Consider the following 15,697-nt stretch of genomic DNA (forward strand, 5'->3'; position numbering starts at 1 on the left):
TATGCCATCCAACCTCGCACTGCGCCTCGCTGCGGCCACGATGCTCGTGGTCCCCGCCTTCGCCGCCCGCCCTGCGGACGCCCCCATCGCCAGCGAAGCCGCCCGGCACCTCGACGCCCGCATCTATGAGCTCGGCCTCGACAGGAACCACACGTTCGCCACGAAGAACGTGGTCGAGGAGGCCACCGGCGAAGCCCATGTGCGCATGAACCAGGTCTACAAGGGTGTCCGCGTGTTCGAGGGCGAGACCATCGTCCATCTGCGCGGCGGCCTGGTGACCGAACGCACCGATGCCATCGTGCGAGGTCTCAACCTCAACGTCACTCCCAGCCTGGCGGCCTCGGAGGCCCTGGCCATGGCCCACCAGACCCTGGCCCCGAAGGGCGCCTACGCCCATGTCCCCACCTCCGAGCTGGTGGTCGCCACCGTCACCCGAGAGCTCGACACCCCCCGCGGCACCCGCACCCTGTCCCGGCCCGCCCTCGCCTACCACATCCACACCGAGCTGGAGAACGGTGCCGAAGAAACCCGGCACACCGACTTCCTGGTGGACGCACACAGCGGGGCCATCCTTGAGCAGTGGAGCACCCTGCATACCACCGCGGCCAGTGGGAGCGGGAAAAGCCAGTATTCCGGCACAGTCACCCTGCAGACCAACAGCACCGCAAGCGGCTACGAGATGCGCGACATGACCCGCGGTACCACGGGCAACTACACCACGAACCTGAACCACGCCACCAGCGGTGTGGGCACCATTTATACAGATGCCGACAACACCTGGGGCGATGGGACGAACTATGTGGAGGGCTCCTCCACCACCGCCGCCAACGGTCAGACCGCTGCGGTGGACGCCCACTTTGGTGTCCAGACCACCTGGGACATGTACAAGAACGTCTTTGGCCGCAACGGCATCGATAACGCCGGCACCGCGGCCTACAGCCGCGTCCACTACAGCAACAGCTATGACAATGCCTTTTGGTCCGACACCTGCTTCTGCATGACCTACGGCGATGGCAGCAGCTTCCTCACCCTCACAGCGCTGGATGTGGCCGGCCACGAGATGACCCACGGCGTGACCAGTCGCACGGCCAACCTCACCTACCGCGCCGAGAGTGGCGGCCTCAATGAGTCCATGTCCGACATCTTCGGCACGATGGCCGAGTTCTATCGTGGCAGCACCGGCGCCGCCATCCCCACCACAGGCGGCAACTGGACCATCGGTGAGCAACTCCAGACGCCCAGCTTCCCTAAGCCCCTGCGCTACATGTACAAGCCCAGCCTGGACGGTGCCTCCAAGGATGCCTGGAGCAGCACCCTGAAGCGTCTGGACGTGCACTACTCCAGCGGCCCCATGAACCGCTGCTTCTACTTCCTGAGCCAGGGCACGGGCACCGGTAACTACGCATCCACGTACCTGCCTGGCGGCATGACGGGCATTGGCAATGACAAGGCCGCCCGCATCGTCTACAAGGCCCTCACCGCCTACATGACCTCCAGCACCAATTACGCCGGTGCAAAAACCGCCTGCCTCAGCGCCGCCACCAGCCTTTATGGCTCCACCAGCGTCGAGTATGCCGCAGTGGTGAACGCCTTCAAGGCCATCAACGTGAACTGAGTCCCATCAGGACTCGCAGGGAGGGGCCCGGGGACTCCGGGCCCCTCCCATATCGCATCGCCGATACCGCTTGTTACAACTTCTCTTGCCCGGCGATAGTTGGGGCATGTCTTCACCCTCCCGGCGCACCTGCCCCAGCTGCCACACCCGCCTCTCGCCCCTCGCGGCAGAGTGCCCGGAGTGCGGCTTGGCCCTGGCCCCGCCCCGCCAGGGCCGGCCCCTGCTCTTCCAGGCCTCGGCCCTGGCCCAGGCGTCGTATGAGCCCCCGCCCCGGACGCTGACGGCCCCCGCGCTCGGCCGCGTGGCGCCAGTGGCGGTAGAAGTGAGCCTCGACGAGCTTCAGCGCCCCATGGAGCTCGCGCCCTTAACCCCAGCCCCCTCCTTGCCCGCCCTGGACAGCCAAGAGCCTGCCGCCAGCTTCTGGCCCCTGGTCAAAGTGGAACTCACCGAGGCCCTGCTCCTGACCATGGTGCAGGGCCTGGCCCTGGCCCTGCCGGCCTGGGCCCTGGGCATCCCGCCCGCCCGCCTGCTGCAGGGTGCTTGGCTGCTGGTCGTGCCCTACCTGCTGGCGACCTCCTGGGTCTTTTTCATGGCGCCGCTGGTCCTCGCGGGGCAGTCCCCGATGATGGGGTTCTTCGGCGTCACCCTGCCGGAGAACACCGCCGAGCGGCGCATGACCTTCTCCCTGGTCCACCTGCTGTCCGTGGTGTGCTTCCCGCTCAGCTTCTTCTGCATGATCCTGAGCCCGCGCCACCAGACCCTGGCCGAGCTGCTCAGCGGCCAGGAGCTGCTGTCCCGGCCCACCTCGCGGCTCCGCTGATCACTCGATGATGGGCTCCAGGTGGTAGGGGATGGAGATCACCACCGTCTTGGGCTTCATCAACAGGGTGCCCTTGATGCGCCAGGCCGTCTGGTTGTGGAGCAGGTTGGCCCACCAGTGCCCCGTGACGAACTCCGGCAGGATCACCGTGATGGTGTACTCGGGCTCCACCCAGCGCATGCGGTCAAGCTCCTCCACGATGGGTTCCACGATCTTGCGGTAGGGGCTCCGGATGGCGCGGAGGGGAATGCCCTCGCAGTACCGGGGCCAGTCTGAGCGCAGGCGCTCCAGGGAGGCACTCTCCCGGCCGTTCTCATCCGGGAAGTCCACGGTGATGGCCTCCACCTCGCCGTGGTCGGCGATCACCTTGGCGTAGTTCAGCGCCTGGACGACGCCGGAGTGGATCCCCGAGACCAGCACCACCACCCGGTTCCGGCGGTGGGGCAGGAACTCTGCCCGGCTGGCGGCGAGGATGGACTTCACCCGGATGTAGTGCCGGTGGATCTGCAGGAACAGCCAGACCATCATCGGGATCAGCACCACCACCAGCCAGGCGCCGTGCGCGAACTTGGTGATGGCGATGTCCACCATGACGATGCCCGAGGCGGCCATGCCTACGCCGTTGATGAGGGCCTTGCTGAGCCAGCGGGGCTCGCTCGCCTTGAGCTTCAGCCAGTGGACGACCATGCCCGCCTGGGAGATGGTGAAGCCCGTGAAGACGCCCAGGGCATACAGGGGCAGCAACAGGTCGGTGTTGGCGTGGAGGATCCACACCAGGAAGCAGCTGACGGCGGTGAGAATCAGGATGCCGTTGGAGAAGACGAGTCGATCGCCCTGGCTGGCGAACTGCCGGGGCAGGTAGTTGTCCCGCCCCATGAGCGCCGCGAGGCGCGGGAAGTCCGCGTAGGCAGTGTTGGCTGCCACCACCAGGATCGCGAAGGTGAAGGTCTGGGTCAGGTAGTACATCAGCTTGGGCAGGCCGTGGGTGACGTCGCCATAGATGGCCTTGGCCAGTTTTGAGAGGAGGGTCTCTGCCACGACGCTGGGGTCGGTGCTGTGCTGGTAGGTGATGCCGAAGCGCTGGGAGAGCAGGGTGATGCCCAGGAACATGACGCCCAGGAGGAGGACCATGTAGACCAGGGTCTTCGAGGCGTTGTGCTCGGCGGGATCCTTGAAGGCCTGCACGCCATTGGAGACAGCTTCCACCCCGGTCAGCGCGGTGCAACCGGCGGAATAGGCCCGCATGAAGATCCAGACCATGGCCAGGCCGCCGAAACGCTGGGTGTGCTCCAGGGCCTGCTGCGCCTGAACCGGCGTGGGTCCGCCGCCGACCATCGTGCGGATCGTCCCCACGGCCAGCATGATGAGCATGAGGGCCACGAAGCCGTAGGTAGGAATGGCGAAGAGGGCGCCGCTCTCCTTCACCCCGCGGAGGTTGGCCAGGGCGATGAACACGATGGCGAACACCGTGAGCGAGACGTTGTGGCCATTCAGCACGGGGAAGGCCGCCGTGATGGCCGCCACGCCGGAGGAGACGGACACCGAGACCGTCAGGATGTAGTCGAGCAGCAGGCTCGAGCCGGCCACCAGGGCCGCCAGCTCGCCCAGGTTGGACTTGGCCACGATGTAGGCCCCGCCGCCGGTGGGATAGGCGAGGATGGTCTGCCGGTAGCTGATGCCGAGAATGGCGAGGAGACCCACGATGCCGAGGGCCACCGGCACCGAGAGGCCGTAGAGCGGATGCACTGCCGCCACGGTCACGGCCGCCGCCACCCCGTGTAGGTTGCTGGACAGGCTCGCCATGATCTCCTGGGTGGCGTAGGCCACCGAGGAGAGGGCGTCCGAGCTGAACACGGACAGGCCGATGACGTTGCTGACCTTGGTATGGGAGGAATCGCCGCTGGCGAGGCGCTGACCCAGGAGGAATCTACGGAGAGAGGCCATCGTTCAGGGTTCCTGGTTCATCGGGCCATCAGCCACAGGCCGGAAAGGGTGGCCGCGAGGCCCACCAGCTTGGAGGGCTGGAGCTGTTCGCGGAAGAGGAAGAAGGCCAGCAGGGCCACCAGCGCAAAATTGGCGTTCATGATGCCCACGGCCAGGGCGGCCTTGGCCCCGCGGGAGAAGCTCTCGTTCAGGAGGATCAGGGCCAGGGCCGTGCAGAGGCCGGCGGCGAGACCCCAGGCCACGCCGCCGCCGGGCCCCGCGGGCCGCCCCCGCCAGAACCAGTAGGCCAGGGCCACCGGGATCTCACCCAGCACCACCCAGAGCAGGACGGAGGCCGGCTCCAGCCCGCGCAGGCCGGCCGCCTTCATCCCCAGGTTGGCGAATCCCATGAAGCCCATCGCCACCAACGCCCAGCCTACCCACGCCATACCCGACACGCTCCAAGGCGACCATTATGGCTGTTACGGCAGCTTGTGGGGACAAGGGTTGACGGACACCACAGCCTCTTCACTCCGGACGCCGCGCCGCGATGGCTTCAACCAGGTGCCGCTGTCCCACGCCCACGGGCCAGAGCCAGCGCTCCCGGCTGAGAGTCTCGTATCCGTTCGAGGCCAGCAGTGTGGGCAGCTCTAGGCCGGCCAGCGCGTCACTGGCTTCGATGGGCGCCCCTTCTGAGATCAGCTGCCCGCTCCAGGCCTCGGCCCAGGGACCCAGCGCCAGCGCCCCGCCGCTGAAAACCACGGCCCGGTCGTGCACCAGCCACAGGTCTGCCCCGCTTTCAGCCAACACCCCCAGGAAGGCCCGGAGGGCCCGGCCCGTCCAGGCTTCCAGGGCCGTGGCCAGGGGATCGGGGCGCTCCGGATCCACCTCCAAGGGCGGCAGGGCGAAGGCGCCCTCCACCAGGCGTTCGGCCACCACTCCGAATTGCCCCATGACGTTGGCCACCAGGATGGTGCCCGGGCGGTGTGCATCGAGCCAGGCCCTCAGGGGCGCCGGATCCGGCTGGAGAGAAGGCAGAAGCCCCGCCAGACGCAGGGCCGCGACCTCGGGATCCCGGCGCCGGCCCGTCCAGGACTCCCGGGCCGCCCGGCGGGCCGTGGCCTCCAGCGCCGCCAGACCACCCGTCAGATCCGCGAAGACCCATGGCGCCCAGCGGCGGTGGCGCAGGGCCGTCCAGGCCCGGCTCCAGGGATCCCCATCCCAGCCCGTGGTGTCCCGGGGGGCCAGGGCCCAGGGAATCTCCAGTCCGGAACCCGCCCCCAGAATGAGCACCGGCCGAGTGGGATCCGCCGCCTGGAGGCCTTCGCCCAGGAAGGCGCGCACCCGCGCCAGGTGCTCGCCCCAGGCGGAGCGATCCCGGGCCAGGAAGGCCCATTGCTCCCGGCGCAGCAACCTGGACAGCGGCTTGGACATTCCTGAATGCTACGGGAAACTGGAACTTCGCAAGGAGGCCAGATGGCCCGTTTCTCAAAGCGCGTGGGCCGCGAAGTGCTGGAAGGCCACCCCCGCCTGCCCGAGTGGATCACCCGGGAACGCGTGAGCCTCGCCGACCTGCACGGCATGAAACGCGACCTACGGGACTCGCACCTGCACACGGTCTGCGAAGAGGCCCGCTGCCCCAACCGCACCCACTGCTTCACGAACGGCACCGCCACCTTCCTCCTCATGGGCGACGTCTGCACCCGGGCCTGCGGCTTCTGTAGCATCCAGAACGGCAAGCCGCGGGGCCTGGATCCCGACGAGCCCCGTGAGACGGCCGAGCGCGTGGCCGCGCTCGGATTGCGCTTCGCGGTGCTGACTTCGGTGAACCGGGATGATTTGCCCGATGGCGGCGCCGCCCACTTCGCCGAGACCGTCCTGGCCATCAAGCGCCGCAATCCCAGCGTGGGCGTGGAGGTGCTGGTGCCCGACTTCCTAGGCGACCTCGACGCCGTGGCCCGGGTGGTGGCCGCCGGTCCCGCCGTGTTCAACCACAACACCGAGACCGTGCCCAGCCTCTACACGGAGGTGCGGCCCGCGGGAAGGTTCGAGCGCAGCCTGTCCGTCCTGCGCCACGCCAAGGAGCTGGGCAGCTCGCTCTATGGTCCGGCCTTCAAGACCAAGAGCGGTCTCATGCTCGGGTTGGGCGAAACAGAGGCTGAGCTGCTGACCGTCTTCGAAGCCCTCGCCAAGCACGGCGTGGACATCCTCACCCTGGGCCAGTATCTGCGCCCAACCCGCCACCAGCTGCCCGTGAAGCGCTACGTGCACCCGGACGAGTTCGCCGCCCTGGGCCAGCAGGCCAAGGCCTTCGGCTTCACCACCGTCTACGCCGGGCCCTTGGTCCGCTCCAGCTTCAACGCCCACGAGGTGGCCGAGATGGACGGGGTCAGCATCGCCTAGGGTTAACCAGCCCTGTCCGGATGGCCTCGCCATGGGTGGTGTTCGGTAGGGCGATGGCGTCGTCGTGTGGGTAGCTGGCCAGGGAGGCGCTTGGCCAAGCCGAGAACACTCGGTCCACCGCCAGGGTGGCGCCCAGGGGCCTGGGGCGTCACCCTGGCCTCTCCAGTCGACCCAGACTGCCGGCGCATCGGCTGCTCGCCGAACCCGGCCAGGTCAGCGGCTCAGAGAACGAACCTGTTGGACAATTAGGGCTCGACTCGGGAGGCAAGACTTTGTTCGACTATGAAGGTTCACCGAGTCCCCCGGATACCTGTCCGTAGGCTGTTTCCGCTTCCCAGAACTCGATCGAGATCCTGTTTGGCGCTTTCACACACACGAAGGGGCTGCGCGTTGGCAAGGGATTCCTTCACAGGCAGAATGGCGGAGGCCGATGCGCTTGCCCGCGCCAACCGCTGGCCAGAGGCCCTTGAGGCCTACACCGAGGTGGCCGCCTCAGGTCGTTCCGGTTTCTCCTTCCATTTGCATTACGGAACGGCGCTGCTCTACTGCGAACGCCACCTCGAGGGACGGGACCAGCTCCTGCAAGCCCTGAGGCTTCGTCCTGATTCGGTCGATGCACTCAATAACCTGGTCTGCGCCCACTTTCAACTTGGAGCGCACGTCGCAGCCGAGGAGGCGTGCCGCCGCATCCTCCTCCACCAGCCTTTGCACGACTTGGCCTGGAGCAACCTCGGGTTGGCGCTGGCCTCACAAGGGCGGAGCCCCGAGGGAATTGAGGCGCTGCAGCGGGCGATTGACCTGAATCCTGGCAACCGTGTCTCCAGGGACAATTTCCTCCAGGTGCTCAACAACATCGCCACAGATGGTGCGGGGCTGGCCGAGGCTCACCGGGCTCTCTGCTACGACTACCCTGGCGTCCCCGAGAAGGCCCTGCCTTGGACCGAAGGCAGGCGCATCCGGATTGGCTATGTTTCCGGAGACTTCCGTCAGCACTCGGTCGCTTATTTCCTCGCAGGGATCTTCAACAACCACGACCGGGATGCCTTCGAAATCTTCTGCTATTCGGCCAACAGCCGGGTTGACTGGATGACCAGCTTTTTCAAGGAGCAGTCTGACCATTTCCAGGACATCACGGGTATCGCCGATGCCGATGTGGCCCATCGGATCGAGTCCGATGGAATCGACATCCTTGTTGATCTGAGCGGACACATGCTTGATAACCGCCTGAGTCTATTCAGCCTCCGTCCGGCCCCGGTCCAAGTGACCTATCTGGGCTACCCGGCCACCACGGGTTGTCCCTTTATGGATTTCCGCCTGGTGGATTCTTTCACCGATCCAGAGGGGGCTGACGCCTTTGCCACGGAGCGGCTGGTCCGTCTTCCCGTTCCTTTTCTCTGCTATGCCCCCTTTCCGAATGCGCCAGAACCCGCAGCCCTTCCGGCCCTGTCCAATGGGTATGTCACCTTCGGCTCGTTCAACAATGCGACGAAACTCTCCGATGACACGCTCGACCTCTGGTGCCGCGCCCTCGACAGCACCGCTGGTTCAAGAATGTTCGTCAAGGCCGCTTGTTTTTCAGACGCTTTGGCTTGTGAGCAGCTGCGGAAAAGATTTGCCTTGCGTCGAATCGATCCAGGACGAATCGAGTGCTCCGGGATGATCACCGGCATGCGCGATCACCTCAACGCCTACGGGAAGGTGGACATTGCCCTGGACACCTTCCCCTACAACGGCACGACGACCACCTGTGAGGCCCTCTGGATGGGTGTCCCGGTAATTACGCAGGTAGGGAATCTGCATGCAGCCAGGGTGGGGCTCTCCCTCCTGACCGCGGTGGGACTGGGCGGGCTCGCCACAACCTGCGCCGAGGACTTCGCCGCCCTGGCATCGGCATTCTCAGAGGATGTGCACCAGCTTGCGAACCTGCGCAGCCGCCTGAGGACGGTCGTGGCCCATTCCCCGCTATGCGATCAGAGACGGTTCACCCAGGCCCTCGAGGAAGCCTTTCGGCATATGCTGCGGCCTGGTCCATGACCCGCGTCCGCCCCATCTCGGCGTGATCGCTGCCGAACTGCAAACCACCGTCAATGCACCGGTCAACGCCAGCCTGGACACCCTCACCCTGGGCGAGTACCTGCGACCCACGCGCCACCACCTTCCCGTGCAGCGGTTCGTGCACCCGGACGAGTTCGCCGCCCTGGGCTAGAAGGCCAAGGCCTTCGGCTTCACCAGCGTCTACGCCGGGCCCCTGGTGCGCTCCAGCTTCAAGGCCCAAGAAGCGGCGGACTTCGAAGGCATCAGCATCGCCTGACCGAGGCTCACACTCCCTGGGTTGGCCCACACCACCCGGGCGGCCTTTCCTTTATCCGGAGCACCTAAGATGGGGTCATGTCCGATCTCACACTCGCCTTCGGTCTTACCCTGTTCGCCGGCCTCTCCACCGGCATCGGCAGCGCCATTGCCTTCTTCGCTCGCCACACCAGCACCCGCTTCCTTTCGGTGAGCCTGGGATTCTCCGCCGGCGTCATGCTCTACGTCAGTTTCATGGAGATCCTGCCAAAGGCCCAGGGCTCCCTTTCTGTGCTCTATGGACCGCGGGGCGGGGCCTGGGTGACCACACTGGCTTTCTTCGCGGGCATTGCCCTGATCGCCCTCATTGACCAACTCGTGCCCAGGGCCGGGAATCCCCATGAAGCGCATCGGATCGAAGAGCTGCACGAAGATCCCGCCGGCCGGCCGGCCCTTGCCCGAACGGGCCTGTTCATGGCTGTGGCCATCGCCATCCACAATTTCCCTGAGGGAATCGCGACCTTCATGGCCACCATGCAGGAGCCCAGGCTCGGTCTACCCATCGCGGCCGCCATCGCCATCCACAACATCCCGGAAGGCATCGCCGTCAGCGTGCCGAACTACTATGCCACCGGAAGCCGGAGGAAGGCCCTCGGTTACTCCTTCCTCTCAGGGCTGGCTGAGCCTGCGGGCGCTGTGCTCGGCTATTTTCTGTTGCACAGCTTAGTCAGCGATGCCCTGTTCGGCCTGGTCTTCGCAGGGGTGGCTGGAATCATGGTGTTCATCAGTTTGGACGAGCTGCTGCCCACGGCCGAAAAGTACGGCAAGCACCACCATTGCATTGGCGGCCTGGTGGCCGGCATGGCGGTGATGGCGCTGAGCCTGCTGCTTCTCCTCTAGCGTGGCTCTACTCAAGGCCGCGATCACGTCTTTGGCTTGGCTCCCCTGCCGGATCAATGGCCGATCAGCGTCCGAACCACCGGAGGCCAGGAGGGGTGGTGGAAGATCACCGACATCACCAGGTGCGCAGCCATCATGGCGGGCAGGCCGATGAGATAGACCGGATGGACGCGTCGGCGGGTCCAGAGGTCGTAAAGCATGGCCAGAACGATCAGCGCATAGCCCCCGGCGAATAGGGCCAGCGGAAAGCCGATCAGGCCACTGCCGAACTGCTTCATCAGGACGCGCCCAAGGGATCTGCCAAAGCCGGCACCCAGCAGCTCGACCGTCGCGAGGACCATCAGCCGCTTATGCGCGGAGGGGTTCCTGCGGAGGAACAGGGCCAGGGTCACGCAGGTGCCGAAAATGACCATGCCCATGATCTGCACGATCAGGAACGAGATGCGCTCGCCATGCCCGGCCTCAAACCGCTCGCGATGCACCGCCAAGGCCGTGGCAATGCCCAGGTAGACCATGGCCACAGCCAGGGCGGCTCCGATGGTGCCCAGCTTCTTGTGCACGTCCGTCCGATGCGCCCGGATCAGGAGGGTCTGGGTGGTGAACAGAGCCAGCCATCCGGTAAACGCCGCGGCATGGGCATGCAGGATGAGGGGCGGCGGCGGCAGCCGGCCTTGTAGCCGATCCACCAGACCCGGGCCGAAGCCGATGATGACCACAGCCCAGGCGACCACGGCGAAGCCGAGGTAGAACAGTCGGTCAAATCGGTGCTGGACGGCAAATGCCGAAGGCTGGTTCCATGACAGCATGAATCCCTCGGCAGGATGACGGTATCTGTTTGAACAGCGTGATGACCGACTCTAGCAAGGTCCTGGCGGCACCTCAATGACACCTCGAGTGGTCGCCTGGTTGCGGGTCATCCGCGTCGTGGCTCCACCACAATGGCCGTGGGCTCCGCCGGGCACGCAAACACGCAGAGCCCGCAGCCGGTGCAGACATCGGCCTCCACCAAGGGGTGGCCCTGGGTCTCGCCTTCGGCGGGGGGCGCGATGCGGATGGCCTCCTCGGGGTATGGGCAGCGGTCCACGCAGATGCGGCAGGCGCGGGCCTCACGCTCCAGGGTGCCCCAGGTGACACACTGGCCGGGCTTCACGCGGGCGGTGCCCATGCGGACGGCCCTCGGGCCCTCGAGCCCGCTGCCACCGGCCATCTTGAGGGTCGGCCAGACCAGGGCGCCGTCGTCGCAGGCGGGGATGCAGGGCAGCGTGGTGCAGAGGAAGCAGGGGACGCTGCGGGGATCGATGTAGGGGGTCTTCAGGGCCAGCCCCGCCGAGGGCGCCGCCAGCAGGATGGCGTTCTCGGGGCAGGCACGCATGCAGCGGTCGCAGCGGGTGCACTTGGTCAGGAACTCGAACTCGTCCAGGGCCCCGGGCGGCCGCAGCAGCTTGGGTCCCAGGCCTGTCACCGCATCCTCCACACGGTTGGCCACGAAGCCGGCGAACAGGGTGCCCAGGGACTTGAAGAAGTCCCCTCGCTCCTGGGGTTCGTCCAGCTTCTTGGCCACGGGGCGTCCTACATCAAACCCAGCACGCGCATGGTGGGCCGCAGCACCCCCCAGAGCACGGGATCGAAGCCTAGGGTGAGGACTGCGGCCTTCCCGTCGCTCGTCAGGTCCATGTGGGCCAGGAGCTCGGGGCTGATCGCCACATCGCGGGAGCTGGGCGCGGCATCCACCCACTTCACGCCAGCGGGGGCCTCCTTCTTGGCCAGGGACTGTCCGTCCAAGGCACGCACCTGCAGGACCAGCAGGTCGCCGTGGAAGGAGGGCACCCGGATCTCGATGAGCCGCCCCTTTCCCACGGTGGGCGTCACAGGCACCACCTCGAAGGCCTGGCGGTAGCCCAGCTTCTTCAGGTCGGGGTCCTCGCCGTTGAGCACGGCCAGAGTCTGTTCCACGAGGCCCTCCAGGCCCCGGTCCCCCATCCAGGCCACGGAGCGCAGGTGGGTGCCGCCCACCTCGCCCAAGCCTTCGAGCAGGCTGGGCAGGAGGGCCAGGACCTGCTCAAGGGCTGGGCGGCCGCGCAGGGACTTGGCGCCCTGGGGCCAGGGCCCGGCCAGGGGCATCGGATCGAGGCGCGCCTCGGGCTCGGCCCGCAGGTCCAGGATGCGGCCCGGGAAGCCTTCAAGGAGTTCGAAGTCGGGCGTGTCCGCCAGGAGGACGGCGTCGAGCCCCTCCAGGAGCAGCTTGCTGGGGGCGAAGACCACCAGGTCCCCGATCTCCTCCTCCACCGTGAGGGCGCCGATGGAGAGGGGCACCACGGAGGCCTCGCGGGCCTCGAGGGCGTTGACGAGCTCGCGCCCCAGGAGCGTCTGGGCGCCGATGACGGCAAGTTTCAGCATGGAATACCTTTCGGGCTCAGACGCGGACGGCGGCTTCTTCGGCTGGGACGTGGTCCTGCAGGGCCGCGGCCACGGGGCCGGCCAGGAACTGGCGCACCTGGTCGCCGGCGCGGCCCGTAAACCGGGCGGCATCCAGGAGGGCGGCCAGCTCGGCCTCGTTCATGGCCCAGGCGGGATCCGCCGCCAGCAGGGAGAGCAGCTCGTTGGGACGCCCCTCCTGCTTGATGCGGCGACCGGCCTCCAGGGAGGCCACACGGAAGGCCTCGTGGAGGTCCTGCCGGTCCCCGCCGCGCTTCACGCCCTCCATGAGCATCACCTCGGCGGCCATGAAGGGCAGCTCGCTCATGAGTCGGGCCTCGATCATCCGGGGGTTCACCACCAGGCCCGAGGCCACGTTCTTGAGCAGCACCAGGATGGCGTCAACCGCCAGCAGGCCCTGGCTGATGGTGAGGCGGCGGTGGGCCGAGTCATCCAGCGTGCGCTCCATCCACTGGGTGGCCGTGGTTTGGTAGCTGCTGGGCATGAGGCCCAGGACGAAGCGGGCCAGGCTGTTGATGCGCTCGCTGCGCATGGGGTTGCGCTTGTAGGGCATGGCCGACGAGCCGATCTGCTTGGTCTCGAAGGGCTCCTCGACTTCCTTCAGATGCTGGAGCAGCCTCAGGTCGCAGGCGAACTTGGAGGCCGAGGCCGCGATGCCGCAGAGCACCTGCCCGACGCGGTCCTCCAGCTTGCGTGTGGCGGTCTGGCCGCAGACGGGGATGGCGGGAAAGCCCACCTTGGCGCAGAAGCGCCGCTCGAGCTCCTCCACCTTGGCGCCATCGCCGTTGAACAACTCCAGGAAGGTGGCCTGGGTGCCGGTCACGCCCTTCACGCCGCGGACCGGCGTGGTGCCGATGACGTGGTCTAGGTCCTCCAGGTCGAGGAGCAGGTCTTGCAGCCACAGGCAGGCGCGCTTGCCCACGGTGGTGGGCTGGGCCGGCTGGAAGTGGGTGAAGCCCAGGGTGGGCTGATCCTGCCACTGGGCCGCGAAGGCCGCCAGGGCGGCGATGACGTCTTGCAGGCGGCGGCGCAGCAGCTGCAGCGCCTCCTGGGAGATCAGCAGGTCGCCGTTGTCCGTGACGAAGCAGCTGGTGGCCCCCAGGTGGATGATGGGCCGCGCACCCGGCGCCTGCTCGCCCCAGGCGTGGATGGCGGCCATCACATCGTGGCGCAGGGCGGCCTCGTGGCGTGCGATGGCGTCGAAGTCCACATCGTCCTGGCTGGCCTTCAGCTCGGCGATCTGCGCGGCCGTCACGGGCAGGCCCAGCTCGGATTCGGACTCCGCCAGCGCAATCCAGAGCCGGCGCCACACCCGCTGACGGTACAGCGGCGACAACAGGCGCACCATGGCCTTGCTGGCGTAGCGGCTGGCCAGGGGATGCTCGAAACGCTCCAGTTCGGGACCATCGTGGGGCGGCAGGAAGGGCATGAGAACTCCGGCCCTCCAGTGTCTCACACGCCGCCGACCTGTGATCCCGCTCACGAACAGCGCGCCCCGCGAAGCCGCCCAGCCGCTAGGATAGGGGCATCACCCGGGAGCCCCCGCCATGTATGAAGTGATCCGAACCTCTGACCCCGCTGTGTTCCAGGCCCTGGAGCTGGAAGTCCAGCGCCAGCGGCACCACCTGGAACTCATCGCCTCGGAGAACTACGCCTCCCGCGCGGTCATGCAGACCATGGGCTCCCATTTCACCAACAAGTACGCCGAAGGCTATCCCGGCAAGCGCTACTACGGCGGCTGCAGCCAGGTGGACATCATCGAGAACCTGGCCCGGGATCGCGCCAAGCAGATCTTCGGCGCCGAGCATGCCAACGTGCAACCCCACAGCGGCGCTCAGGCCAACATGGCCGTCTACCTGGCGGCCCTGAAACCCGGCGACACGGTCATGGGCCTCGACCTGGCCCACGGGGGCCACCTCACTCACGGCCACCCCCTGAACAGTTCCGGCATCCTCTACAACTTCGTTCCCTACCACGTGCGCCAGGAGGACGAGCGGGTGGACATGGCCGAAGTCCGTGCCCTGGCCCTGCAGCACCGCCCCAAGATGATCGTGGTGGGCGCCTCCGCGTACAGCCGGACCTGGGACTTCAAGGGCTTCCGTGAGGTCTGCGATGAGGTGGGCGCCCTGCTCATGGTGGACATGGCCCACATTGCGGGACTGGTGGCCACCGGGCACCACCCGAACCCCGTGCCGCACGCTGATTATGTAACTACGACCACCCACAAGACCATGCGCGGCCCCCGCGGTGGCTTGATTCTCTGCAAGTCCCAATATGCCAAGGACATCGACCGGGCCGTCTTCCCTGGCGTCCAGGGTGGTCCCCTCATGCACATCATCGCCGCCAAGGCGGTGGCCTTCCACGAGATGCAGCAGCCCGAGTTCAAGGCCTATAGCGGCCAGGTGATCCGCAATGCCCACGCCCTGGCCAAGGGCCTCCAGGAGCGCGGCTGGCGCATCGTCAGCGGCGGCACGGACAACCACCTCTTCCTGGTGGACCTGCGTGACCACGGCCTGCTTGGCAACGAAGCTGAGGACTGCCTCCACCGCGCTGGCATGACCACGAACAAGAATGGCATCCCCTTCGACCCGAACCCCCCCCTCAAGCCCTCGGGCATCCGCCTCGGCAGTCCCGCCCTCACCACCCGCGGCATGAAGGAGGAGGAGATGGACCAGATCGCCCGCTTCTTCGACCTGACCCTGCGCCACCGTGCGGATGACAGCACCTTCGCGCGAGTCCGCCAGGAGGTCTTCCACCTGACCGACCAGTTCCCGATCCCCGAATAACCCGTTTCGACCTCATCCCGCCGCCAAAACGCTTCGCGTTTTGGCGGTATGTTTTTCGGGGAGGGCATGATGGTCGAGGCCGACGGGCTGTTCGTCTACGGGACGCTGCGCGAGGGCGGCTCGAACCATGCTTGGCTGCAGCGCACCCACCCGGAGGGCCTCACCGGGGCCTGGGTGGCAGGGCGGTTGTTTCACCTGTCGGCGGGCTACCCGGCCCTGGTACCCGTGACGGATCCCGATGTACCACCCCCTGGCCCCGGCTGGGTTCGAGGCGACTTCGTGGGGTACGAGGACGGGGCCGACCTAGACTTCGCCCTGGCGGACCTGGACCCCCTGGAGGGCGTGGAGGAGGGACTCTTCACCCGGGAGGTCCGGCCCGTGGTCTTGGAGGGCGGCCTCCGGTACCACGCATGGGTCTACCTGTTCCATGTGGAACGCCTGCCCCGGCTGGAGCGGGAAGCCCTGGAAATCCTGGACGGCGACTGGGCGCCCTACCTCTAACGCTAAAACGGCGCGGACAAGTCC

At 66.9% G+C, this 15,697-nt stretch carries 15 protein-coding genes; 8 read left to right on the forward strand and 7 right to left on the reverse strand.

Annotated features, from left to right (window positions below; all coding sequences use genetic code 11):
- Position 1: 1 nt before the first annotated feature.
- Positions 2-1,615 carry a M4 family metallopeptidase gene (locus WAS25_RS15120; RefSeq protein ID WP_422313586.1) on the forward strand — a complete coding sequence of 538 codons (1,614 nt, stop codon included), beginning with the start codon at positions 2-4 and terminating at the stop codon, positions 1,613-1,615.
- A gap of 106 nt (positions 1,616-1,721) precedes the next feature.
- Positions 1,722-2,435, forward strand: a complete 714-nt coding sequence (locus WAS25_RS15125) for a hypothetical protein (protein WP_422313588.1) — start codon at positions 1,722-1,724, stop codon at positions 2,433-2,435.
- On the opposite strand, the gene WAS25_RS15130 is transcribed toward WAS25_RS15125, so the two are convergent.
- The 3 genes from WAS25_RS15130 to WAS25_RS15140 all read right to left on the reverse strand — a co-directional run bounded on the left by WAS25_RS15130 (position 2,436) and on the right by WAS25_RS15140 (position 5,792).
- The gene (locus WAS25_RS15130; protein ID WP_422313590.1) at positions 2,436-4,379 is read right to left on the reverse strand and encodes an APC family permease; all 1,944 of its coding nucleotides are present in this window, start codon (positions 4,377-4,379) and stop codon (positions 2,436-2,438) included.
- A gap of 17 nt (positions 4,380-4,396) precedes the next feature.
- Positions 4,397-4,807, reverse strand: a complete 411-nt coding sequence (locus WAS25_RS15135) for an EamA family transporter (protein WP_422313592.1) — start codon at positions 4,805-4,807, stop codon at positions 4,397-4,399.
- A 79-nt stretch (positions 4,808-4,886) separates the two neighbouring features.
- Positions 4,887-5,792 carry a hypothetical protein gene (locus tag WAS25_RS15140; protein ID WP_422313594.1) on the reverse strand — a complete coding sequence of 302 codons (906 nt, stop codon included), beginning with the start codon at positions 5,790-5,792 and terminating at the stop codon, positions 4,887-4,889.
- Between the two features lie 42 nt (positions 5,793-5,834).
- On the opposite strand from WAS25_RS15140, the gene lipA reads away from it, so the two are divergent.
- From lipA to zupT, 4 genes are all read left to right on the forward strand, one after another.
- On the forward strand, positions 5,835-6,761 hold the full coding sequence (lipA, locus tag WAS25_RS15145; protein ID WP_422313596.1) for a lipoyl synthase: 927 nt from the start codon (positions 5,835-5,837) through the stop codon (positions 6,759-6,761).
- 417 nt (positions 6,762-7,178) lie between these two features.
- Positions 7,179-8,795, forward strand: a complete 1,617-nt coding sequence (locus WAS25_RS15150; protein WP_422313598.1) for a tetratricopeptide repeat protein — start codon at positions 7,179-7,181, stop codon at positions 8,793-8,795.
- A 22-nt stretch (positions 8,796-8,817) separates the two neighbouring features.
- On the forward strand, positions 8,818-8,967 hold the full coding sequence (locus WAS25_RS15155) for a hypothetical protein (protein WP_422313600.1): 150 nt from the start codon (positions 8,818-8,820) through the stop codon (positions 8,965-8,967).
- Between the two features lie 182 nt (positions 8,968-9,149).
- Complete coding sequence (gene zupT, locus WAS25_RS15160) at positions 9,150-9,950, forward strand: zinc transporter ZupT (protein WP_422313602.1); 801 nt, start codon at positions 9,150-9,152, stop codon at positions 9,948-9,950.
- Positions 9,951-10,003: 53 nt separating this feature from the next.
- Here the strand turns inward: zupT and WAS25_RS15165 are convergent, their stop codons facing one another.
- The 4 genes from WAS25_RS15165 to purB all read right to left on the reverse strand — a co-directional run bounded on the left by WAS25_RS15165 (position 10,004) and on the right by purB (position 13,815).
- A complete protein-coding gene (locus WAS25_RS15165) occupies positions 10,004-10,756 on the reverse strand; it encodes a hypothetical protein (protein ID WP_422313604.1) in 753 nt (250 codons plus the stop codon).
- Positions 10,757-10,863: 107 nt separating this feature from the next.
- Entirely contained in the window at positions 10,864-11,511 is a 648-nt protein-coding gene (locus WAS25_RS15170) for a 4Fe-4S dicluster domain-containing protein (protein WP_422313606.1), read from the reverse strand.
- 8 nt (positions 11,512-11,519) lie between these two features.
- Entirely contained in the window at positions 11,520-12,347 is an 828-nt protein-coding gene (locus WAS25_RS15175) for a hypothetical protein (protein WP_422313608.1), read from the reverse strand.
- Between the two features lie 16 nt (positions 12,348-12,363).
- Entirely contained in the window at positions 12,364-13,815 is a 1,452-nt protein-coding gene (gene purB, locus WAS25_RS15180) for an adenylosuccinate lyase (RefSeq protein WP_422313610.1), read from the reverse strand.
- 118 nt (positions 13,816-13,933) lie between these two features.
- Here purB and glyA point away from each other — a divergent pair, with 118 nt between their 5' ends.
- A complete protein-coding gene (gene glyA / locus WAS25_RS15185) occupies positions 13,934-15,172 on the forward strand; it encodes a serine hydroxymethyltransferase (RefSeq protein ID WP_422313612.1) in 1,239 nt (412 codons plus the stop codon).
- Between the two features lie 69 nt (positions 15,173-15,241).
- Positions 15,242-15,673 carry a gamma-glutamylcyclotransferase family protein gene (locus WAS25_RS15190; protein WP_422313614.1) on the forward strand — a complete coding sequence of 144 codons (432 nt, stop codon included), beginning with the start codon at positions 15,242-15,244 and terminating at the stop codon, positions 15,671-15,673.
- Positions 15,674-15,697: the final 24 nt, after the last annotated feature.

It is taken from the genome of Geothrix sp., assembly GCF_049292215.1.
Taxonomy (GTDB): Bacteria; Acidobacteriota; Holophagae; order Holophagales; family Holophagaceae; genus Geothrix.